Origin of the sequence: Mycobacterium sp. E1386 (assembly GCF_001672745.1) — a bacterium.
GTDB lineage: Bacteria > Actinomycetota > Actinomycetes > Mycobacteriales > Mycobacteriaceae > Mycobacterium.
In genome coordinates this window covers 23,740-46,194 of record NZ_LZKH01000262.1, presented here as the reverse complement: position 1 = coordinate 46,194, position 22,455 = coordinate 23,740, and the positions used below count along the sequence as shown (strand labels likewise).

18 protein-coding genes and 1 pseudogene are annotated in these 22,455 nt (G+C 69.0%); 9 read left to right on the top strand and 10 right to left on the bottom strand.

Annotation, left to right across the window (positions count from 1 at the left end):
* From A5709_RS27095 to A5709_RS27085, 3 genes are all read left to right on the top strand, one after another.
* A partial coding sequence (locus A5709_RS27095; RefSeq protein WP_231987084.1) for a hypothetical protein occupies positions 1-878 on the top strand: 878 nt, incomplete at its 5' end.
* Positions 879-967: 89 nt separating this feature from the next.
* On the top strand, positions 968-4,300 hold the full coding sequence (locus A5709_RS27090; protein ID WP_068123789.1) for a DUF2126 domain-containing protein: 3,333 nt from the start codon (positions 968-970) through the stop codon (positions 4,298-4,300).
* Positions 4,300-6,954 (top strand): circularly permuted type 2 ATP-grasp protein, encoded by a 2,655-nt coding sequence (locus A5709_RS27085; RefSeq protein ID WP_068009788.1) that lies wholly within the window; start codon positions 4,300-4,302, stop codon positions 6,952-6,954. The genes A5709_RS27090 and A5709_RS27085 overlap by 1 nt, the downstream gene beginning before the upstream one ends.
* Here the strand turns inward: A5709_RS27085 and A5709_RS29325 are convergent.
* The 5 genes and pseudogenes from A5709_RS29325 to A5709_RS27065 form a co-directional block, all read right to left on the bottom strand.
* Positions 6,910-7,112 (bottom strand): annotated as a pseudogene (locus A5709_RS29325) (hypothetical protein); the annotation flags it as partial. The gene A5709_RS27085 and the pseudogene A5709_RS29325 sit on opposite strands and share 45 nt — an antisense overlap.
* Positions 7,076-8,440 carry an HNH endonuclease signature motif containing protein gene (locus A5709_RS27080; protein ID WP_068123784.1) on the bottom strand — a complete coding sequence of 455 codons (1,365 nt, stop codon included), beginning with the start codon at positions 8,438-8,440 and terminating at the stop codon, positions 7,076-7,078. The gene A5709_RS27080 and the pseudogene A5709_RS29325, both read right to left, overlap by 37 nt.
* A gap of 108 nt (positions 8,441-8,548) precedes the next feature.
* Positions 8,549-9,217 (bottom strand): DUF6629 family protein, encoded by a 669-nt coding sequence (locus A5709_RS27075; RefSeq protein ID WP_231987083.1) that lies wholly within the window; start codon positions 9,215-9,217, stop codon positions 8,549-8,551.
* A gap of 14 nt (positions 9,218-9,231) precedes the next feature.
* On the bottom strand, positions 9,232-10,287 hold the full coding sequence (locus A5709_RS27070) for a putative zinc-binding metallopeptidase (RefSeq protein WP_067949630.1): 1,056 nt from the start codon (positions 10,285-10,287) through the stop codon (positions 9,232-9,234).
* Entirely contained in the window at positions 10,280-11,221 is a 942-nt protein-coding gene (locus A5709_RS27065; protein WP_197500922.1) for a transglutaminase family protein, read from the bottom strand. Before A5709_RS27065 ends, A5709_RS27070 begins: the two co-directional genes overlap by 8 nt.
* 89 nt (positions 11,222-11,310) lie before the next feature.
* Here A5709_RS27065 and A5709_RS27060 point away from each other — a divergent pair, with 89 nt between their 5' ends.
* Complete coding sequence (locus tag A5709_RS27060) at positions 11,311-11,700, top strand: MmcQ/YjbR family DNA-binding protein (RefSeq protein ID WP_068008616.1); 390 nt, start codon at positions 11,311-11,313, stop codon at positions 11,698-11,700.
* Between the two features lie 5 nt (positions 11,701-11,705).
* Here the strand turns inward: A5709_RS27060 and A5709_RS27055 are convergent, their stop codons facing one another.
* Genes A5709_RS27055 through aspS form a run of 3 tightly spaced genes read right to left on the bottom strand, consistent with a single transcriptional unit; the run spans position 11,706 to position 14,987 of the window.
* Positions 11,706-12,773, bottom strand: a complete 1,068-nt coding sequence (locus A5709_RS27055) for an aromatic acid exporter family protein (protein WP_068008613.1) — start codon at positions 12,771-12,773, stop codon at positions 11,706-11,708.
* A 4-nt stretch (positions 12,774-12,777) separates the two neighbouring features.
* Positions 12,778-13,209, bottom strand: coding sequence for a nitroreductase family deazaflavin-dependent oxidoreductase (locus A5709_RS27050; RefSeq protein WP_067949624.1), 432 nt, complete (start codon positions 13,207-13,209; stop codon positions 12,778-12,780).
* Positions 13,206-14,987: an aspartate--tRNA ligase gene (aspS, locus tag A5709_RS27045; RefSeq protein ID WP_156673167.1), complete on the bottom strand. Its 1,782-nt coding sequence runs from the start codon at positions 14,985-14,987 to the stop codon at positions 13,206-13,208. The genes A5709_RS27050 and aspS overlap by 4 nt, the downstream gene beginning before the upstream one ends.
* Before the next feature lie 57 nt (positions 14,988-15,044).
* Between aspS and A5709_RS27040 the strand changes: the two genes are divergently transcribed.
* From A5709_RS27040 to A5709_RS27025, 4 genes are all read left to right on the top strand, one after another.
* Entirely contained in the window at positions 15,045-15,932 is an 888-nt protein-coding gene (locus A5709_RS27040) for an oxidoreductase (RefSeq protein ID WP_197500923.1), read from the top strand.
* A gap of 9 nt (positions 15,933-15,941) precedes the next feature.
* Positions 15,942-16,445: an SRPBCC family protein gene (locus A5709_RS27035; RefSeq protein WP_068008610.1), complete on the top strand. Its 504-nt coding sequence runs from the start codon at positions 15,942-15,944 to the stop codon at positions 16,443-16,445.
* A 9-nt stretch (positions 16,446-16,454) separates the two neighbouring features.
* A complete protein-coding gene (locus tag A5709_RS27030; RefSeq protein ID WP_067949615.1) occupies positions 16,455-17,330 on the top strand; it encodes a neutral zinc metallopeptidase in 876 nt (291 codons plus the stop codon).
* 168 nt (positions 17,331-17,498) lie between these two features.
* The gene (locus tag A5709_RS27025; RefSeq protein WP_068008608.1) at positions 17,499-19,112 is read left to right on the top strand and encodes an MFS transporter; all 1,614 of its coding nucleotides are present in this window, start codon (positions 17,499-17,501) and stop codon (positions 19,110-19,112) included.
* 15 nt (positions 19,113-19,127) lie between these two features.
* Here the strand turns inward: A5709_RS27025 and A5709_RS27020 are convergent, their stop codons facing one another.
* Entirely contained in the window at positions 19,128-19,571 is a 444-nt protein-coding gene (locus A5709_RS27020) for a hypothetical protein (RefSeq protein WP_067949613.1), read from the bottom strand.
* A 68-nt stretch (positions 19,572-19,639) separates the two neighbouring features.
* Here A5709_RS27020 and A5709_RS27015 point away from each other — a divergent pair, with 68 nt between their 5' ends.
* The gene (locus A5709_RS27015; protein WP_082974388.1) at positions 19,640-21,283 is read left to right on the top strand and encodes a metallophosphoesterase family protein; all 1,644 of its coding nucleotides are present in this window, start codon (positions 19,640-19,642) and stop codon (positions 21,281-21,283) included.
* A gap of 1 nt (position 21,284) precedes the next feature.
* On the opposite strand, the gene A5709_RS27010 is transcribed toward A5709_RS27015, so the two are convergent.
* Positions 21,285-22,316, bottom strand: coding sequence for an Rv2578c family radical SAM protein (locus A5709_RS27010; protein ID WP_068008605.1), 1,032 nt, complete (start codon positions 22,314-22,316; stop codon positions 21,285-21,287).
* Between the last annotated feature and the right edge of the window lie 139 nt (positions 22,317-22,455).

Sequence of the window (22,455 nt, the reverse complement as noted above, 5' to 3'; positions counted from 1 at the left end):
CTTCTGCGCCCGGCGCCCGGATTCGTTTTCGTGGTATGCCTGAAGCCGTGTCCGACGGTCTTTTTGACCTGCCCGGCCCGCCGCCGGGTTACGGCGCACCGCCGCCCGGCTACGGCCCGCCACCCGGATACGGCGCCCCGCCCAAGCCCGCGTTCAGCGTCGGTGAGGCCTTCAACTGGGCGTGGAACACCTTCACCAGGAACGCCGTCGCGTTGATCGTTCCCGCGCTGGTGTACGGGCTATTGCTCGGAGTGGCCACCGCGCTGATCACACTGAGCCAGAACATCGGCGCGACCGGCACGAGCTCCGACGACTACGACTTCACCTTCACGACCAACCTGACCGGACCCGGATACGGGATGCTGGCCCTCGGCTACCTGATCGCCTACGCGGTAAGCGCATTCGCGCAGTCGGCGTTCCTGTCCGGCTGCCTCGACCTCGCCGACGGGCGCGCGGTCACGGTCGGCTCGTTCTTCAAGCCACGCAACCTCGGCATGGTGTTTCTCGCCGTGCTGATCGTCGAGGTGCTCACCTCGATCGCGTCGGCGTTGTGCTTCATCCCGGGGCTCGTCCTTGGCATCTTCACCCAGTTCACCGTCCCGTTCGTGATCGATCGCTCGGAGTCGGCCATCAAGGGCTTCACCTCCAGCTTCTCGCTCGTCGGGTCGAATTTCGTCAACGCGCTGCTGGTGTGGCTGGTCGCGTTCGCGTCCTTCCTCGTCGGGTTCCTGTTGTGCGGTGTGGGCCTGTTGGTGGCGGCCCCGGTCGCCTCCCTGGTGATCATCTACGCCTACCGCAAGCTGACCGGCGGCCAGGTCGTCCCCGTGCCGCAGCCCGGTTACCAGCCGGGTCCACCGCCGGGACCGCAGCCGGCGTAAGCGCCGGTCCGCGTTCGAAGTTACGGCGCTGTTAGCCGCGGCTGCGGTGCGCTGCGGCCTTGTGCCGCCTGTGATGAGATCACCTTGTTATGAGCATCAAAGTCGCGCTGGAGCACCGCACCAGCTACACCTTTGACCGGCCGGTCCGGGTGTATCCGCACGTGGTGCGGCTGCGGCCCGCGCCCCATTGCCGCACGCCCGTCGAGGCCTACTCGCTGCGCATCGAGCCGGACGAGCACTTCATCAACTGGCAGCAGGATGCGGTGGGCAATTTCCTTGCGCGCCTTGTGTTTCCGAACCCGACTCGGCGGCTGACCATCACCGTCGGGCTGATCGCCGACCTCAAGGTGATCAACCCGTTCGACTTCTTCATCGAGGACTGGGCCGAGATGTGGCCGGCGCAGGGGTTGACGTACCCCAAGGAGCTCGCCGACGATCTGGAGCCATACCTGCGGCCGGTCGACGAAAACGGTGACGGGTCGGGTCCCGGCGAGCTGACGCGGGCCTGGGTGCGCAACTTCTCGGTGCCCGCCGGCACGCGCACCATCGACCTGCTGGTCGCGCTCAACCGCGCCGTCAACGCCGATGTCGCCTACAGCGTGCGCATGGAACCCGGCGTGCAGACACCGGATCACACGCTGCGGACCGGCGTCGGCTCGTGCCGCGATTCGGCGTGGCTGCTGGTGTCGATCCTGCGCCAGCTGGGGCTGGCCGCCCGCTTCGTGTCCGGCTACCTGGTGCAGCTGGCCTCCGACGTGGAGGCGCTCGACGGGCCGTCGGGCCCCGCCGCCGACTTCACCGACCTGCACGCCTGGACCGAGGTGTACATCCCCGGTGCGGGCTGGATCGGGCTGGACCCGACGTCGGGATTGTTCGCCGGCGAGGGCCACATCCCGTTGGCGGCCACCCCGCAGCCGGCGTCGGCGGCGCCGATCAGCGGCGGCACCGAACCGTGCGAATCGGTGCTGGAGTTCTCCAACACCGTCACCCGGGTCCACGAGGACCCGCGCGTCACCCTGCCCTACACCGACGACGCGTGGGAGACGATCCGCGAGGTCGGCCGGCGCGTCGACGAGCGGCTGGCCGCCGCCGACGTGCGGCTGACCATCGGCGGTGAGCCGACATTCGTATCGGTGGACGATCAGGTCGCCGAGGAATGGACCACGGCCGCCGACGGCCCGCACAAGCGGCAGCGCGCCTCCGACCTGGCCGCGCGCCTGCGAGAGGCGTGGGCGCCCAACGGGTTGCTGCAGCGCGGGCAGGGGCGGTGGTATCCGGGAGAGCCGTTGCCGCGCTGGCAGATCGCGTTGTATTGGCGCACCGACGGGCGACCGCTGTGGAACGACGGCGCGCTGCTGGCCGACCCGTGGCTGGGCGACCCGGCCCCGGTCGATGCCGACGCGGGCCACCGCCTGCTCGCCGCGATCGCCGACGGCCTGGAGCTGCCGCCCTCGCAAGTTCGGGCCGCCTACGAGGACCCGTTGCACCGGCTGGCGACCAAGGTGCGGCAACCCGAGGGCGACCCGGTGGACCCGGCCGACGATCTCGACCCCGAAGACGGTGCGGACTCCCCCGCCGGGCGCGCCGCCCTGCTGGCACGGCTCGACGAATCCATCACCGCCCCAGCGGCTTTCGTGTTACCGCTGCACCGCCGCGACGACGGCCAGGGCTGGGCGAGCGCCGACTGGCGCCTGCGCCGCGGTCGAATCGTGTTGCTGCACGGTGATTCTCCCGCGGGTCTGCGGCTGCCGCTCGATTCCATCAGCTGGCGTCCGCCGCGCCCGTCGTTCGAGGCCGATCCCCTGACCGTCGGCGACGAGCTGTCGATCGAGTCGGGCACCGCGGTGTTGGAGGACCCCGACACCGCGCCGCCCACCGCCATGGTCGCCGAGGTTCGCGACGGGCTGCTCTACCTCTTCATGCCGCCCACCGAGGCGCTGGAGCATTTCGTCGACCTCGTCGCCCGCGTCGAGGCCGCGGCGGCCAAGGTCGACTGCCCGGTCGTGATCGAGGGCTACGATCCCCCGCCGGACCCGCGGCTGCGCTCGACCACCATCACGCCGGACCCGGGGGTCATCGAGGTCAACGTCGCGCCCACCGCGACCTTCGCCGAGCAGAGTCAGCAGCTCGAGACCCTCTATGAGCAAGCGCGATTGGCTCGCCTGTCCACCGAGTCCTTCGACGTGGACGGCACCCACGGCGGCACCGGCGGTGGCAACCACATCACCCTCGGCGGCGTCACGCCCGCCGACTCACCGCTGCTGCGGCGGCCGGACCTGTTGGTCTCGCTGCTGACGTACTGGCAGCGGCACCCGTCGCTGTCGTACTTGTTCGCCGGCCGGTTCGTCGGCACCACCTCACAGGCTCCCCGGGTCGACGAGGGCCGCGCCGAGGCGCTGTACGAACTCGAGATCGCGTTCGCCGAGATCGCGCGGTTGGGCGGCGGTGGTCCTAAGAGTGTGGCGAAGCCGTGGGTGATCGACCGCGCGCTGCGGCACCTGCTGACCGACATCACCGGCAACACCCACCGCGCCGAGTTCTGCATCGACAAGCTCTACAGCCCCGACAGCGCTCGCGGCCGGCTCGGCCTGCTGGAGCTGCGGGGGTTCGAGATGCCGCCGCATCTGCGCATGGCGATGGTGCAGTCGCTGCTGGTGCGCTCGCTGGTCGCGTGGTTCTGGGACGAGCCGCTGCGCGCCCCGCTGATCCGCCACGGCGCCAACCTGCACGGCCGATACCTGTTGCCGCACTTCTTGATTCACGACATCGCCGACGTGGCCGCGGACCTGCGGGCGCACGGCATCGCGTTCGAGACCAGCTGGCTGGACCCGTTCACCGAGTTCCGTTTCCCCCGCATCGGCACGGCGGTTTTCGACGGGGTGGAGATCGAACTGCGCGGCGCGATCGAGCCGTGGAACACCCTCGGCGAGGAGGCCACCGCGTCCGGGACCGCCCGCTACGTCGACTCCTCGGTCGAGCGCATCCAGATCCGCATCATCGGCGCCGACCGGCACCGCTACGTGGTGACGGTCAACGGCTACCCGGTGCCGCTGCTGGCCACCGACAACCCCGACATCCACGTCGGCGGGGTGCGGTTCAAGGCCTGGCAGCCGCCGAGCGCGCTGCACCCCACCATCAGCACCGACGTGCCGCTGCAGTTCGAGCTGGTCGACCTGACGACGGGCACGTCGCGCGGCGGGTGCACCTACCACGTCGCGCATCCCGGTGGGCGGGCCTACGACGAGCCGCCCGTCAACGCCGTCGAGGCCGAGGCGCGCCGCGCCCGCCGCTTCGAGGCGACCGGCTTCACCGCAGGCAAGCTCGATCTGTCCGACATTCGGGAGAAACAGGCCCGGATCTTCACCGATATCGGCGCGCCGGGCATCCTCGACCTGCGCCGCGTGCGTACCGTGCAGCGGTAATGGCGTCTGCGGACATGACATTCGGCATCGGTGCGGGGTCGGCGCCCCCGGCCGACCACTACGACGCCGACCGCCTGCTGGCCGGGTACCGCGCCGCGCGCGCCCAGGAGGCGCTCTTCGATCTACGGCACGGCCCGGCCGCCGGCTATGACGAATTCGTCGACCGGGACGGACGCGTGCGACCGGCATGGACGGAACTCGCCGACACCATCGCGGAACGCGGCCGGGCAGGGCTCGACCGGCTGCGCTCGGTGGTGCGCGGCCTGATCGACAGCGACGGCATCACCTACACCGACGTCGACCGCACCGAACACGGCCTCGAGCCGCGGCCGTGGATTTTGGACACGCTGCCGCTCGTGCTCGCGGCCGCGGAGTGGGACGTGCTGGAGGCCGGGCTGGTGCAGCGGTCCCGGCTGCTCGACGCCGTTCTCGCCGACCTGTACGGATCGCGCAGCCTGCTCACCGAGGGGCTGTTGCCGCCGGAGCTGTTGTTCGCCCATCCCGGTTATGTGCGCGCGGCCAACGGCATCGAAGTGCCCGGGCATCACCAGCTTTTCCTGCACGCCTGCGACGTCAGCCGGCTGCCGGACGGGACCTTCCAGGTCAACGCCGACTGGACACAGGCGCCGTCGGGCGCCGGCTACGCCCTGGCCGACCGGCGCGTCGTCGCACACTCGGTTCCCGATCTCTACGAACGGATCGTGCCGCGACCGACGACGCCGTTCGCCCAGGCGCTACGGTTGGCGCTCATCGATGCCGCGCCCGACGACGCGCAGGACCCGGTGGTGGTGGTGCTCAGCCCGGGCATCTTCTCCGAAACCGCCTTCGACCAGGCGTATCTCGCCACGTTGCTGGGTTTCCCGTTGGTGGAGAGCGCGGACCTGGTGGTGCGCGACGGCAAGCTGTGGATGCGCTCGCTGGGCACCCTGAAACGCGTCGACGTCGTCCTGCGCCGGGTCGACGCCGAATACGCCGACCCCCTCGATCTGCGCGCCGACTCCCGCCTGGGCGTCGCCGGTCTGGTGGAGGCGTCGCACCGCGGGACCGTGACCGTCGTCAACACGCTGGGCAGCGGCATATTGGAAAACCCTGGGCTGCTTCGGTTTTTGCCCGAGCTGTCCGAGCGCCTGCTCTCGGAGGCGCCCCTGCTGCAGTCCGCGCCGGTCTACTGGGGCGGCATCGCGGGTGAATGCTCACACCTGCTGGCGAATCTTTCTTCGCTCCTGGTGAAGTCGACCGTCGGCGGCAAAACCCTTGTCGGCCCGACCCTTTCGTCATATCAGCTTACACGGTTGGCGGCCGCGATCGAGAAGATGCCTTGGCAGTGGATCGGTCAGGAGCTGCCGCAATTCTCGTCGGCGCCCACCGACCATGCCGGAGTGTTGTCGTCGGCCGGCGTCGGCATCCGGTTGTTCAACGTGGCCCAGCGCAGCGGGTACGCCCCGATGATCGGCGGCGTCGGCTATGTGCTGGCGCCCGGGCCGGCCGCGTACACGCTGCAAACCGTTGCCGCTAAGGATGTTTGGGTGCGCCCGACGGAGCGTGCGCGGGCCGAGACGGTGACCCTGCCGTCGCCCGCGCCGCCGGCCAAGACGGCCGCGGGCACCTGGGGCGTCAGCTCGCCGCGTGTGCTGTCCGACCTGTTCTGGATCGGCCGCTACGGCGAGCGCGCGGAGAGCATGGCGCGGCTCCTGCTCGTCGCCCGGGACAGGTTCCACGTCTACCGGCATCAGCAGCACACCGAGGAAAGCGAATGCGTGCCGGTGCTGATGGCCGCGCTGGGCAGGATCACGGGGACCGACGACGACGACCGTGTCAGCGACGGGGCGGAGATGATCGCCGTCGCCCCCTCGACCCTGTGGTCCCTGACCGTAGATCCCGAGCGGCCCGGGTCCCTGGTGCAGTCGGTGGAAGGGTTGGCGTTGGCCGCCAGGGCGGTGCGCGACCAAATGTCCAACGACACCTGGATGGTGCTGGCCGGGGTGGAGCGCGCGCTGGCTCAGCGGCGGGAGCCGCCGGAGTCCCTCGCCGAGGCCGACGCGCTACTCGCGACGGCCCAGGTGCAGACGCTGTCCGGGATGCTCACCCTGTCGGGGGTCGCCGGTGAGTCGATGGTGCGCGACGCAGGCTGGACCATGATGGACATCGGCAAGCGCATCGAACGCGGCCTCTGGCTGACCGCGCTGCTGCGGGCCACGTTGACCGCCGTCCGCGCGCCCGCGGCCGAGCAGACGATCATCGAGGCGACGCTGGTGGCGTGCGAGTCCTCGGTCATCTACCGGCGCCGCACCGTGGGCCAGGTCAGCGTCGCCGCCGTGGCCGAGCTGATGCTGTTCGACGCGCAGAACCCGCGGTCGCTGCTGTATCAAGTCGAGCGGCTGCGGGCCAACCTCAAGGATCTGCCCGGGGCGTCGGGGTCGTCGCGCCCGGAACGGCTGGTGGACGAGATCGCCACCCTGCTGCGCCGCTCGCATCCCGCCGAGCTGGAAGTCGTCAGCGCCGACGGGCAGCGTGCCGCGCTGGCCGACCTGCTCGGTTCGGTGCACGCCGGGCTGCGCGAGCTGGCCGAGGTCATCACCACCACGCAGTTGGCGCTGCCCGGTGGCATGCAGCCACTGTGGGGTCCCGACGTACGCCGGGTGATGCCGGCCTAGCGGTGATCGCGAGCGCGGCGAAGCCGGGCGAAGCGGGTCACCGCCATCAGGTCCAGCGGTGATCGCGAGCGCGGCGAAGCCGGGCGAAGCGGGTCACCGCCATCGCCGCTAGCCCCTGGCGTCAATCGGGTTCCTCGTCGTCTTGGCCGCGGAGGAATCGTTCGGGGTGGTGGTAGCTGTTGGTGCGGGGTTGTCCGCGGTCGAGGTGCGGTGGTGGGAGCCATTCGGTTTCGCCGCGGGCGTTGGTGCGGGTGGTCCAGCCTTGTTCGGCCAGCCGGTTGTCGGGGCCGCAGGCCAGGGTGAGGTCGTCGATGTCGGTGCGGCGGGTGGTGGTCCAGCCGGTGATGTGGTGGACCTGGCTGTGGTAGGCGGGGGCATCGCAGCCGGGTTTGGTGCAGCCGCGGTCCTTGCCGTAGAGCATGATGCGCTGAGCGGGGGAGGCGATTCGTTTGGTGTGGTGCAGCGCCAGTGATTTGGCGCCATCGAAGATGGCGAGGTAGTGGTGGGCGTGGCCGGCCCAGCGGATCACATCGCTCATGGGTACCAGGGTGCCGCCGGCGGTCAGGGCCTTGCCGGCGGCGGCCTCCAGGTCCTCCAACGTGGTGGTGACCACGATCGAGACCGGCAACCCGTTGTGGGAGCCGAGTTTTCCCGAAGCCAGCAGGCCGCGCAGCCCGGCGAGGAAGGCATCGTGGTTGCGCTGCGCTGTCGAGCGGGTGTCGCGGCGCACCGCGTCCTCATCGGGGGTGGCATCGACCACCGGGGTGTCGTCCTCGGGGTTGCACGCCCCGGGGGCGGCCAGTTTGGCCAGCATGGCCTCGATCGCGGAACGCAGCTCCGGGGTGATCAGCCCGCCGATGCGTGACATGCCGTCGATCTCCTGGGCGCCTAGGGTGATGCCGCGTTTGCGGGCCCGCTCGGCGTCGCTGAATTCCCCGTCGGGGTGCAGCCAATCCATCACCCGCCCGGCGTATTTGGCCAACTCGTCGGGCCGATACCCGGCGGCCTTGCCGGCCAGGTCGGCTTCGGCGGCCTGGCGGGTCAATGCGTCCACCGCGGCGGGCAGCTGGGCGAAAAAACTCCGGATCACCTTGACGTGGCTATCACCGATGACCCCGTCGCGTTGGCCGGCCGCGGTGGCGCTCAACAGCGGCGCCAGCCGCTGGCCGGTCAACCCCCGGCGCTGTCCGAGGTCGGCGGCTTCGGCGATACGCCGGGCGGCCTCGCCCTTGGTGATGCGCAACCGATCAGCCAGGCCCACCCGCAGCGAGCCACCCAACTCTGCGGGGCTGGCGTGGGCGTCGAGCTGGTTGATCAACGCGTGCTGGGGGGCGCGCAGCCGGCGGTACACCCGTTCCAGGCGTTCCAGGGCGCGCAGCCGCTCGGGGGCGGTGAGCACGTCAAAAGACAACCCACACAACCGATCCACGTCGTGGTCGAGCGCGTCGAACACCTCGACGATCTCCTCACGACCACTGACACCCATGCCCCAAACCCTACGAACACCCACCGACAAAAACGGCCGCCATGTGACCACTGAAGCCAAAGTAACACAAGGGATTTCAGATGTCGGATGGCTAGAGAGGAAGCCGGGTCACACGTCCGACGTCGTGCGGTCCACGTCGACCCCGTGATAGCGGTGCGGATCGGGCAGCCGGCGACGCCGCCGCATATGCACCAGCGCCAGGACCGACAGCACGGCGGCGTAGATGCACCAGAGCGACGCGAACGCCTCTAGGTATAGCACCGCAACCAGGACTAGCCCCACCAGGTTTGCGAAACCGAACACCACGATGGAGCGATATCCCGACATCAGGGCCGGCCCGATGACGGCGATGATGTAGAGCACCGCCCACGGGTAGCTTTCGCGGGAGGCGGTTTGATATTCCAACACGTGCGGGCACCTCATCACCCCGACCGGTTTGGTGAGGACGACGAACGCGAGGTAGGCCGACACCACCGCACCGAGCACCACGAAGGGCGCCACCCGCAGCCGGGCGCCGCGCGGTTCAAGCATCAGGATCGCCAACGGGACCAGTAAAGGGAGCACCGGCAGTGCGATGAACACATAGGCGTGCATCGCAAAGTTGGCCATCTCGGCCGAGGCAAACCGATTGGGCCACACCACCGCCTCGAGGAACTGGTGGACCGAGAACACCGCGGGCAGCGAGGCGAAAGGCACCTCACGCCAGTGCTTCACCTCCCGCAGGGTCGCAACCGCGACCGGCAAAAGGGCGGTACCCACCACCAGATCCGCCGTCATCGAAAAGCACATGGCTAACCCGCGATGGCGGCGGGCCCCCGCGACTCGGAGGTCACCTCGTCGATCACGGTGTAGATGAACTTCATCTTCTCCAGCACCGCGACGGGCAGCACGAACGGGTACAGGTCGTCGTGACCCATCGACCGGTTCACCATGTTCAGCGACCAGGACAGCGGCAGCCACATGTCGATGATCGTCTGAAAAGCGCTGGGCCCCAACGCAGGCCGGTCGAAAGTGGCCGATGCCGACGCAAAGCCGCACCATGCCGAGGTGTCCAGCGTGTCGCGGATGTGCAGGTAGTGGGCGAACGTCTCGGCCCAGTCCTCGGCGGGATGCATGGTGGCGTACGACGACACGAAGTCTTCCTGCCAGTCCTCGGGCGGCCCCTCGCTGTAATGGCGGTCCAGCGCCTCTTGGTAGTCGGCGTCGGGATCACCGAACAGCTCGTTGAACCGCGCCAGGTAATCGCTGGACGGGGCGATCAGCCGGTAGAAGTAATAGTGCCCGATCTCGTGGCGGAAGTGTCCCAGCAGGGTGCGATACGGCTCCTCCATCTCCACCCGCAGCTGCTCGCGGTGCACGTCGTCGCCCTCGGCCAGATCCAGCGTGATGACGCCGTTGTCGTGCCCGGTCATCACCTTCTCGCGCGCGCTGGACAGCAGATGGAAGGCCAGTCCCTGCTCGGAATCTTGATCGCGCCCGATGATCGGCAGCTTCAACTCGTGCAACTCGGCGATCAGCCGCCGTTTGGCCGCCTCTGCCCGGGCGAATTCGGCCAAGCCGGCGGTGTCGGCGTCGTTGGGCCGCACGGTGGTCAGCGCGCAGGACGCGCACAGCAGCCGGGGATTGTTGACCGGCACCAGCCAATTGCATTCGGCCAGCTGCAGGTTGGCGCACAGCTGATACTCGGCGGCGTCCACGAAACCGGCGTGCTCGCCGGCGTTCTCCTCGGCGATCACCAGCAGAGCCATCTGCTCGAGCGAGAACCCCAGCGCGCTACCGCAATTCAGGCAGGTGGAGTTCTCGAACGTCAGACGCTGGCCGCAGTTGGGGCAGTTGAAGTCACGCATGGAGCACATCCCCTTCGAAGGGCACCACGTCGACGGCAACGTCGATCACGCTGTGCTCGGAATCGGTGTAGATGATTCCCCGCAGCGGCGGCACGTCGGCGTAGTCGCGGCCCCGTCCGACGATGATGTAACGCTCGTCGACCAGCTGGTCGTTCGTGGGGTCCAAACCCAGCCATTCGAACTGGCCGGGCTCCTGCGGTGTCCACACGCCCGCCCAGGCGTGGGTGGCGTCAATACCGATCATTCGATCCTTCCCCGGTGGCGGGTCGGTGGCCAGGTAGCCGGACACGTAGCTGGCCGCAAGACCGTTGGCGCGCAGGCAGGCGATCGCCAGCCGTGCAAAGTCCTGACATACCCCTTCCCGGGCCGCCAGAACCTCATTGACACCGGTGGAAATCGTCGTCGACCCCGAGCGGTAGGTGAAGTCGGCGAAAATCCGCGACGCGAGGTCGCGCAGCACGTCGACCAGCGGCCGCCCCGGAGCGAAGCTGGGCGCCGCGTATTCGCGGACCTCGTCGGTGATCTCGGGCGGGTTCAGGTCCAGGGTGAACTCCGCGGCGAGCGCTCCCCTGCCCCCCGTCGGGCGGGCCGCCTCCCACGGTTGCACCGCCGGGCCGCTGGTGTAGCGCCCGGGAGGCGGCGGATACACGTCCACGATGGAGTCGCTGGTGACGGTCAGGGTGTGGTGCGGCTCCGTGACGTGGAAGTACGAGCTGATGTTGCCGTAGACGTCGCTGCTTGTGGAGACGTCGGCGGGCGCGGGATCGATGGTCAGCTCGTGCACGATGCACCGCTGCCGCATCGAATCCCGCGGGGTGAGAAAGCCGCGGCCATATGAACTGGTCACGACGTCGGAGTACCGGTACTCGGTGCGGTGGGTGACTCGGTGCCGGCGGGCGACCGCGGCGTCAGCTTCAGGCACAACGCTGATCACATCACACCGGACCGTTGCGCGCCGTCCCCGGCGCGAAACCGTTTGCCAATACGGCGGCACGCGGGCGAAACCGGGAGCACAATCGAGATGTGGCCACGTGGTACGACGTCGCCCGCATCGTTCGTGAGCTGGCACTGACCTCGGAGCCGTCACCGCATGAGTGGCGGGTCGGCAAGAAGTTGCTGGCCTGGGAGCGGCCATTGCGTCCGTCCGAACGCGAGGCGCTGGCCCGCGAAGGCCTGGAATCGCCCGACGGCGACGTCCTCGGCGTGCGGGTGTCCGACGAGGGGGTCAAGTTTGGGTTGATCGCCGACGAGCCGGGCGTGTATTTCACCACCCCGCATTTCGACGGCTACCCGGTGGTGCTGGTCAAGCTCGCCGCGATCGCGGTCCGCGACCTCGAGGATCTGATCACCGAGGCGTGGTTGACGCAGGCCCCGAGGAAGCTGGTCCAGGAGTTCCTGGCCGACTCGCGCTGACTCGGTCACACGTGCCGAAGGTCGATGACCCGTTGCAGATCGTCGACGCAGGCGCTGACGACGTCGGCCAGGATCAACTGCGTCTTCTCGCGCGCGGCTGACTGCAATTCCGAAGCGTGATGACGCGCGGAGGCGGCGTACGCGCATGCGCCGGCGGGATCGCGGTCCGCGAGAGCGGTTCCGGCCCCCAGCACCACCACCACCGTGTGCACGGAGCTCGGAAGCCCGTCACGGAAGCCGTCGGCATTGTTGGCGACGGCGCGGGCGAGTTGCAGCACCGAACCGGCCAGCAGGGCCACGTGCACGGCCTGATGGTCGGCGGCCTGGACGGTGTCCCGCAGGCCCCAGCGTCGCGGGGCGATGGTGACGACGTGGCGGGCGGTGGTGCGCGCCTCGAGCAGCCCGCTGAGCTGCTCCTGCACTCGGTCGACCGCCGTCAACGGCCAGTCGGGAGGGGGTGCCTTGCGCCCGACGGCGATGTCCGCGGTTCGCGACAAGACGTCGTGCAGCACGCTCAGCACGCCGACGCGCGCGGTGCGCAGCAGCTGCAGCGGGTCGGCGGGGAACAGCAGGACCGCGAAAACGATGGCCACCGCACCGCCGATCAGCGCGTCGAAGATGCGTTCCAGGCCGACACCGCCGCGGTAGAGGGCCAGCACCAGGATCGCCGACACCACGGTCTGGTTGGCGAACATCATGCCGTGCCCGATGAAGCCGCCCCCGATGAACACCGCGGCGCCCAGCGCGACGAGCGCGGCGACCGCGATGGGCACCGCCCCGGGCCCCAGCACGCCCTGCACCACCGAGCCGACGCCGATCCCCAGGGTTACCCCGACCATCATCTGGATGGCGCGTTGCGCGCGGAGGACGTTGCTCGTCGACAACGACACCGCGGCGGCGATCGGCGCGAAAAACGGCTGCGGGTGCCCCAGGACATCGTGCGCGAGGTACCAGGACAGGCCCGCGGCGAACGCGGTCTGCACCAGGTTGAACCACACCACCCGCAGCCGTTTCAGGCCCGCGCGGGCGGCGGCGAGAGCCGCGGGAGCCGTCGTCCGCCGCGAGGTGCCCACGGGCCTAGGTGCGCTGCAACTCGAACAACGGAATGACCCGGCTGGTCTTGGACTGGTACTCGGCGAACACCGGTGCCGCGGCGGTGATTGTCGGCAAGACGTCCTCGCGTTCGGCGGTCGAAAGCTCGCGGGCCGTGACGGCAAACTCCTCGGTGCCGACCTCGACGCGGGCCTGCGGGTTGGCCCGCAAGTTGTGCACCCACGCGGGGCTGACCGGGGAGCCGGCGAAAGATCCGATGATGATCAGCTTGCCGTCGATGTCGAAGTACGCCAGTGGCGAAACCCGGGTCTGCCCGGACTTGGCGCCGGTTGTGTGCAGCAGGAGCAGGTTGGCGTTCTCGAACTGGCCGCCCACTTTGCCGTCGTTGGTCCGGAACTCGTCGATGATGCTCTTGTTGAACGCGTTGATCGTTTCGGTGTCAGGCATTTCAGTCATGCCCGGTCAACCTTTTCGGGCTTGGCGTCTATTCCGGACTCCCTGCGCTGCTGGGCGGTGATCGGCGCGGGCGCATCGGTGAGCGGATCGACGCCGCCGCCGGTCTTCGGGAACGCGATCACCTCGCGGATCGAGTCCACCCGGGACAGCAATGCGTTGATGCGGTCCCAGCCGAAGGCGATCCCGCCGTGTGGCGGCGCGCCAAAGGTGAACGCCTCCAACAGGAATCCGAACTTCTCTTCCGCCTCGGCCTGGTCCAGTCCCATCACGGCGAACACCCGCTCCTGGATGTCGCGGCGGTGAATACGGATCGAGCCGCCGCCGATCTCGTTGCCGTTGCAGACGATGTCGTAGGCGTCGGCCAGCACGCTGCCGGGGTCGGTGTCGACCACGTCGGAGAACTCGGGCTTGGGCGAGGTGAAGGCGTGATGCACCGCGGTCCACGCGCCGGAGCCGACGGCCACGTCCCCGGCGGCGGTCGCCTCGTCGGCGGGCTCGAACAGCGGCGGGTCCACCACCCAGACGAACGCCCACGCGTCCGGGTCGATCATGTCGAGCCGGCTGGCGATCTCCCCGCGCGCGGCGCCCAACAGGGCGCGCGACGACTTCGGCGGCCCGGCCGAGAAGAAGATGCAGTCCCCTGGTTTCGCCCCGACGTGCGCGGCCAACCCCTCCCGTTCGGTGTCGCTGAGATTCTTGGCGACCGGGCCGGCGAGCGTGCCGTCGTCACCGACCAGCACGTAGGCCAGCCCGCGGTGCCCGCGCTGCTTGGCCCACTCCTGCCAGCCGTCCAGCGTGCGCCGCGGCTGCGACGCCCCTCCGGGCATCACCACCGCACCGACGTACGGTGCCTGGAAAACACGAAATGTGGTGTCGGAGAAGAACTCCGTGCACTCGACGAGCTCCAGCCCGAACCGCATGTCCGGCTTGTCGGACCCGAACCGTCGCATCGCTTCCGCATAGGTGATCCGCGGGATCGGCGTTGGGACCTGGTATCCGATCAACGCCCACAACGCGGTCAGGATCTCCTCGGAGATCGCGATGATGTCCTCGGCGTCGACGAAGCTCATCTCCATGTCGAGCTGGGTGAACTCGGGCTGGCGGTCGGCGCGGAAATCCTCGTCGCGGTAGCAGCGGGCGATCTGGTAGTAGCGCTCCATCCCGGCCACCATCAGCAATTGCTTGAACAGCTGCGGGCTCTGCGGCAGGGCGTAGAACGAGCCCGGGTGCAGCCGGGCCGGCACCAGGAAGTCGCGCGCGCCTTCAGGCGTCGAGCGGGTGATGGTCGGCGTCTCGATCTCGACGAAGTCGTGACCGGCCAGCACCGCACGGGCTGCGGCATTCACGTTGGAGCGCAGGCGAAGTGCCGCGGCGGGGCCGTCGCGGCGCAGGTCGAGGTAGCGGTACTTCAGCCGCAGCTCCTCGCCGGCGGGCTCGTCGAGCTGGAAGGGCAGCGGCGCGCTGTCGCCGAGCACGGTCAGGGAGTCGACGTTGACCTCGATGTCGCCGGTGGCGATCTCGGGATTGGCGTTGCCTTCCGGGCGGATCTCGACGACACCGGTCACCGCGACGCAGAACTCGGCGCGCAACCGGTGCGCCTGGGCCAACACCTCGGCATTGCGGAACACCACCTGCGCGATACCGGAAGCGTCACGCAGGTCGATGAAGATGACCCCGCCGTGGTCGCGGCGGCGAGCCACCCAGCCCGCGAGCGTCACCTGCTGCCCGGCGTCGCTGCTTCTCAGCGAACCGGCGGCGTGGCTGCGCAGCACAAACACTCCTTTTTCGGCGGGCTTGGGACGAGTGACCAGTCTAGAGGAGGTACTTTCGGACCTATTGCCACCACCATCGCACTAGTCGGACCCGGCGCCGTCGGCACGACGATCGCCGCGCTGCTGCACAAGGCCGGGCACGCGGTGCAGGTGTGCGGCCGCACGGCCCGCGCCCGCATCGAATTGCGGCCCGACGACGCCGATCCGATCATGGTGCCCGGCCCGGTGTGCACCGATCCCGACCAGGTCACCGCCACCGTCGACGTGGTGGTGCTGGCGGTCAAGGCCACCCAAAACGACGCCGCCGCCGGATGGCTCGCCCGCCTCTGCGGCCCACACACCATCGTCGCCGTGCTGCAGAACGGCGTGGAGCAGGTCGAGCAGGTGCAGCCGCATTGCCCGTCGTCACCGGTGGTCCCCGGGATCGTCTGGTATTCGGCCGAGACCCAGCCCGAGGGCTGGGTCCGGCTGCGCACCGAAGCCGCCCTGGTGCTGCCCAGTGGGCCGTCGGCCCAGACGCTCGCCGAGCTGCTGCGCGGCGCCGGCTGCCGGGTCGAGTGCGACCCCGACTTCATCACCGCGGCCTGGCGCAAGCTGCTCACCAACGCACTGGCCGGGTTCATGGCTCTGTCCGGGCGGCGGTCCGGCATGTTTCGCCGCGACGACGTCACCGAACTGTCGCGCCGCTACGTCGCCGAATGCCTGGCGGTAGCCCGGGCCGAGGGCGCCCGGCTGCCCGACGGCATCGTCGACGAATTGGCCGGCATGTTCCGCCACGCTCCCGAGGACATGGGCACCTCGATCCTGGCCGACCGGGAGAACCGTCGGCGGATGGAATGGGACATCCGCAACGGGGTGATCATCCGCAAGGCCCGCACCCATGACTTGGCGACGCCGATCAGCGACGTCCTTGTGCCGCTGCTGGCCGCGGCGAGCGACGGCCCCGGCTAGATTAATTTCATGTTCCCGTGCGAGCGCGTCGACCTGGGCTTCATCGACAGCGCGCCCTTCGTGTTCCGCAACAGCGTCGACCTCGCCATCACGCCCGAGCAGTTGTTCGAGGTGCTCGCCGACGCCGAGTCGTGGCCACGCTGGGCGAGCGTGATCACCAAGGTGACCTGGACCAGCCCCGAGCCGCGCGGTGTCGGCACCACCCGCGTCGTCGAGATGCGCGGAGGGATGGTCGGCAACGAGGAGTTCCTGGCCTGGGAACCGTTCAGCCACATGGCTTTTCGGTTCAACGAATGCTCCACGCAAGCCGTCGCCGCGTTCGCCGAAGACTACCGGGTCGAAGTGATCCCGGGTGGTTGCCGGTTGACGTGGACCATGGCGCAAAAGCCCGCGGGCCCGGCCAGGCTGGCGATGTACGTGGTGGGGCCGCTGCTCAATCTGGGCCTTCGCCGCTTCCTGCGCAACCTGCGCAGCTACACCGACGTCCGGTACTCCGCGACCCAACAACATTAGGAGCCTGCCATGTCCTTCAACGAGGGTATGCAGATCGACACCAGCACCGCGTCCTCCTCGGGTGGAGGCGGGATGGGCATGGCGATCGGGGGCGGCGGCCTGGGCCTGCTCATCCTCATCGGCGCGTTGCTGTTGGGCGTCGACCCGGGCCGCGTGCTGAACCAGCAGGGGAACACCAGCGGCTACTCGGCGCCCGGGTTCGACCTGAGCCAGTGCAAGACGGGGGCCGACGCCAACAAGTACGTGCAGTGCCGCGTGGTCGCCACCGGTAACTCGGTGGACGCGGTGTGGCACCAGCTGATGCCGCGCTACACCCGGCCGCATGTGCGGCTGTTCACCGGTTCGGTCGACACCGGCTGCGGACCGGCCACCACCGCGGTGGGGCCGTTCTACTGCCCGGTGGACCAGACCGCCTACTTCGACACCGACTTCTTCCAGGAACTCGTCGACAAATTCGGTTCCAGCGGAGGGCCGTTCGCGCAGGAGTACGTGGTCGCCCACGAATACGGCCACCACGTGCAGCAACTGCAGGGCGTCCTGGGTCGCTCCCAGCAAGGGGCCAAGGGCGCCGGCGGCAACGGCGTCCGCACGGAATTACAGGCGGACTGCTACGCGGGCATCTGGGCGCACTACGCGTCGACGGTCAAGCAGGAGAGCACCGGCGTCCCCTACCTGCAGCCCTTGAGCGACCAGGACATCCAAGACGCGCTCTCGGCCGCGGCGTCGGTGGGCGACGACCGCATCCAGAAGGAAGCGACCGGCCGGGTCAATCCCGAGTCGTGGACGCACGGATCCTCGGAGCAGCGGCAGCATTGGTTCACCGTCGGCTACCAGACGGGCGACCCGAAGCAGTGCGACACCTTCTCCGCCCCGAGTTTGGGTTAGTCAGCTAGTAGCTGCTTCGGCTCGGCGCGGCCTTCCTCGTCGAGCGGCAGTAGCGGCGCGCGGGGGCCGGCGACCAGACCCCGAACCCGGCGGTGCTGCCGATCCGCCATGCGCGCGTCGGGCGGGTGTCTTAGACTTCTACCCCGCCGCACGACGCGAAAGGCTCGCATGTCGGATCTGACGCAGGAGCGCACCGACATTGCGGATGTGTCGGTCTGGACGCCCTTGCGTAATCAGGTTTTCCGCGCCCTGTTCATCGCTCAGTTCGTCTCCAACGTCGGCACCTGGATGCAAAGCGTGGCGGCGCAATGGTTTCTGGTCGAAGGGCACAGCAGCGCCACCGTCGTGGCACTGGTCCAGACCGCGAGTCTGGGGCCGACGCTCCTGTTGGGATTGTTCGCCGGCGCGCTGGCCGACGTGTTCGACCAGCGGCGGCTGCTGATGGCCCTGCAGTCGTATGCGGTGTTGGTGGCGCTGGTGCTGGCGGGACTGACCTACTTCGGCCGGCTCACCCCGACGGAGCTGCTGCTGTTCACCTTGGCCATCGGCGTCGCCTCCGCACTGACCGCGCCGGCCTGGCAGGCGATTCAGCCCGAGGTCGTTCCGCGCGAGCAGATCACGGCCGCCGCGACTTTGGCCAGCGTCTCGGTCAACGTCGCCCGCGTGGTCGGACCCGCCATCGGCGGCGTCGTCCTCGCGCTGACCGGGCCGGCAGCGGTCTTCGCGATCAATGCGATCTCGTTCGTGGGCATCATCATCGCCCTGGCGGCGTGGCGACGGCCCAAACAGATCGCGCCCGTCGAACGAGAACACCTGGGCCAGGCGATCCTCACCGGACTGGCGTACGCCGCCAACGGCCCGATCTTTCGCAGGATCCTGCTGCGCGCAGCCCTTTTCGTCTTCCCCGCCTCGGCACTGCTGGCCCTGTTGCCGGTGGCCGCCGCCGACACCTGGCACCTGCGGGCCAGTGGCTACGGTATGGCGCTGGGCGCCATCGGTTGTGGCGCGGTGCTCGCCGTCGCGGTCCCCGCACCGTTGCGCCAGAAGGTGCCGCCCAACACGCTGCTGGCGGGGTGCGCGGCCGCGTACGGCGCCGCCACTCTCGCGGTGGTCTGGCTGCCGTTCGCCGCGGCGGCGCCCTTCCTGGTGTTGTCGGGGATGACCTGGCTGATCACGTTGACGACGTTGAACGCCGCGGCGCAGCTGCATTTGCCGCGCTGGGTTCGGGCCCGCGGGTTGGCCATGTACCTGCTGGTCTTCACGGGCTCGCAGGCGGTCGGCTCGTATCTCTGGGGTGTGGTCGCCACGCGGGAAGGCCTCGGCGTGGCGCTGACGTTGTCGGCGGCGTTGCTGGGGGTCACCGCCCTCAGCGTCGTGCCGCTCGGGTTGCGGCCGGAAACCGGGAAGCTCAGCCGCGACATTTCGCGGGCCTGGCCGTCGCCGATGGTCGTGTTCGAACCCTGCCCGAACGACGGACCGGTGCTGGTGACCGTCCGCTATCGGGTCGTGACGGACACCCTGCAGGACTTCGTCGAGGCGATGAGCGCGGTCCGGCGCTCACGGTTGCGAACGGGAGGCCATAGCTGGGGGCTGTACCACAGCCTGGAACATCCCGACACGGTCCTCGAGAGGTTCACCGTGCCGTCGTGGACCGAATTCAGCCGGCAACACACCGAACGCTGGCTGGAGTCCGACCACGACGGGGTGACGAAGGCGGTCAGCTACACCGTCGACAACACCCGGCGGCACGAGTATTACCTCGCGTTGCGGGTGCACCGATGAGCGGCTTCTACCGGTTCACCAGGGCCGCGTCGAGCAGGTGACGCCCGTGGTGGCGCTCTGCGTCACCACGACCTGGCCGTCGACCGCGATCTGGCATTGAATCTGCGGCGTGTTCGACGAATCGCAGTCCGGCCAGTGGCACCCGCCGCTCGCGTTCACGAACGCCCATTGATTCGGGTCGGCCAGCGTCGTGTTGTACACCAGCGGCTGCCCCGCGGTGAACGCCGTCTGCACGCTGTTCAAGTACTGCGACGAGTTGGCATTGAAGGCGGCCTGGCTGGGCGGATCGGTGTTCATGTAGCGGACGTTGCCGGTGAGATTGCCGGTGGCGGTGATGGTGTAGGTCACCTGGTGGCCGGCCGGGTCCGCAGATGAGGTCGCGGGCGTGACGGCCAGCGCTGCGGCTGCCGCAAACGTCGCCACCGCGACCCCCGTGGTCACTATTCGCACGTTCGTCATATCGAAAACGCTACCCAATTCGTTACGGGGCTACGCCTGGAAAGGGCCGCGGGATTTGCTCGAGCCGCATGGGCGCCCGTTCCGCGGCGTTCACCGCCCTCGGGTATGAAGCAGGAGTGGCCGACGATCCCGCACACCCTGGCGGAAGGGAACCCGCCCCCGGCATCAGCCGCCGCAGGCTGTTGACCACCAGCGCGGTCTCGGCCGCCCTCGGTGCGGGTGCGGGCGGCGGGGCCGCCATGTTGTGGTCCCACACCAGCGCGCCCGCCGTCTGGTATCAGCCGAGTCGCAACGGCGGCCCACCGGTGACGGGACTGCACCTGCAATTCGGCCGGCATGCCGGCTCCGAGGTGGTGGTGTCCTGGCACACCGTGGACGCGGTCCGGAATCCGCGCGTCATGTTCGGCACGCCCACGTCGGGCCTCGGGCACACGGTGGCGGCCGAGACCCGCACCTATCGGGACGCCAAGTCCGACACCGAGGTTCGCGTGAACCACGCCCGCCTGACAAACCTCACCCCGGACACCGACTACGTGTACGCGGCGGTGCACGACGGCGCGGAGCCGGAGATGGGCACCATCCGGACCGCCCCGTCGGGCCGAAAGCCCTTTCGCTTCACCAGTTTCGGTGATCAGTCCACGCCGACGCTGGAGAGGCTTCCTGACGGCACATACGGCACCGACAACATCGGATCGCCCGCATCCGCCGACACCACCCTGGCGGTAGAGCGGATGGCGCCGCTGTTCAACCTCGTCAACGGCGACCTGTGCTATGCCAACCTCGCACAAGACCGTATCCGCACCTGGTCGGCCTGGTTCGACAACAACACGCGGTCGGCGCGTTACCGGCCCTGGATGCCGGCGGCGGGCAACCACGAGAACGAATTGGGCAACGGCCCAATCGGTTACGGCGCGTATCAGACGTACTTCGCGGTCCCCGATTCCGGCTCCAGTCCCGAGACCCGCGGCCTGTGGTATTCGTTCACGGCCGGCTCGGTGCGGGTGATCAGCCTGAACAACGACGACGTGGCGTTTCAGGACGGCGGCAATTTCTACGTGCACGGCTACTCGGGTGGCGAGCAGAAGCGTTGGCTGGCAAACGAACTCGCCACGGCGCGGCGCGATCCCGAAATCGACTGGATCGTCGTGTGCATGCACCAGACGGCGATCTCCACCGCCGACAAGGCCAACGGTGCCGACCTGGGGATCCGCGAGGAATGGCTCCCGCTGTTCGACGAGCACCAGGTCGACCTGGTGGTGTGCGGGCACGAACACCACTACGAGCGGTCGCACCCATTGCGCGGCACGCTGCCGAGCGACACCCGAACGCCGATACCCGTGACCACCCGCGACGACGTCATCGACTCCACCAAGGGAACGGTGCACCTCGTCATCGGCGGCGGCGGCACTTCCGCCCCCACGAACGGGTTCTTCTTCCCCGAGCCGCGCTGCCGCGTGCTGACCGGTGTCGGCGCGTTCGACCCGGGGCTCGGGCGCAAGGCACCGATCTACGTCGTCGAGGACGCGCCATGGTCCGCATTCCGCGACCGGGACAATCCCTACGGCTTCGCGGCATTCGACGTGGACCCCGGTAACCCCGGCGACAACACCTCGATCAAGGCCACCCACTACGCGCTGAGCGGGCCGTTCGGCGCGGTGACGGTGGTGGACCAGTTCACCCTGACCAAGCCGCGCACCGACCGGCCGGCCTAGTTCAAAACAGCGTCGCCTGAAGGGGTTCCGGCTCCGCCTGCATCGGCGCGACGGGTTGGCGGAACGAGCGATGCTCACCACCCAGCCGGTACTTCGCGATCAGTGGCGCCGCCCGCTTCCGCAACATCTCGCGGTAGTCGGCCGGCAGGTACGCCCCGCGCCGGTAGAGCTCGCGATAGCTGCCCACCAGCTCGGGATGCGAGCGGGCCAGCCAGGACATGAACCAACCGCGGGTCGAGCCGCGCAGGTGCAGCCCGAAGACCGTCACACCGGTGGCGCCCGCGGCCGCGATCTGACCGAGCAGCCGATCGAGGTGTTCTTGCGAGTCGGTCAGGTGCGGCAGCACGGGCGCCACCATCACATGGCAGTCCAGGCCGGCCTCGCGGATCGCGGCGATCAGTCCCAGCCGCGCCTGCGGCGTGGGCGTGCCCGGCTCGACGTCCCGATGCAGGTCCGCGTCACCGATCGCCAGCGACACCGCGACCGAGAGCGGAACCTGTTGCGCCGCGGCGGCGATCAACGGCAGGTCGCGGCGCAGCAGCGTGCCCTTGGTCAGGATCGACAGCGGTGTCCCGGATTCGGCGAGGGCGGCGATGATGCCCGGCATCAGCGCGTAGCGCCCCTCCGCCCGCTGGTAGGGGTCGGTGTTGGTGCCCAGCGCGACGGTCTCGCGTCGCCACGACGGCCGCCGCAGCTCGCGCCGGAGCACCGCGACGACGTTGGTCTTGACGATGACCTGGCTGTCAAAGTCATTGCCGCAGTTGAGGTCCAGGTATTCGTGTGTCGGCCGGGCAAAGCAATAGCGGCAGGCGTGCGAGCAGCCGCGGTAGCCGTTGACGGTGTACCGGAAGGGCAATGCGGAGGCGTCCGGCACCTTGTTGAGCGCGGACTTGCAGAGCACCTCGTGAAACGTGATCCCCTCGAACTGCGGGGCCCGCACGCTGCGGACAAAACCGATCCGCTGCAGCCCCGGCAGCGCCCCGTCCTCGACGGGCCGTCCGTTGACCGCGATGGCCTGGTCCGCCCAGCGCATGGCCTATTCGAACATTAGTTCGATCTGGAGTCAAGCACCGTGGGCAGATGTGGCCGGGCATCTCGATCGTCGGAGGCGGCGGCGGGGGCTACCGCCGGCGATGGCCGCACCCCGCGACTTTGAGCGTGGCCGACGAGTC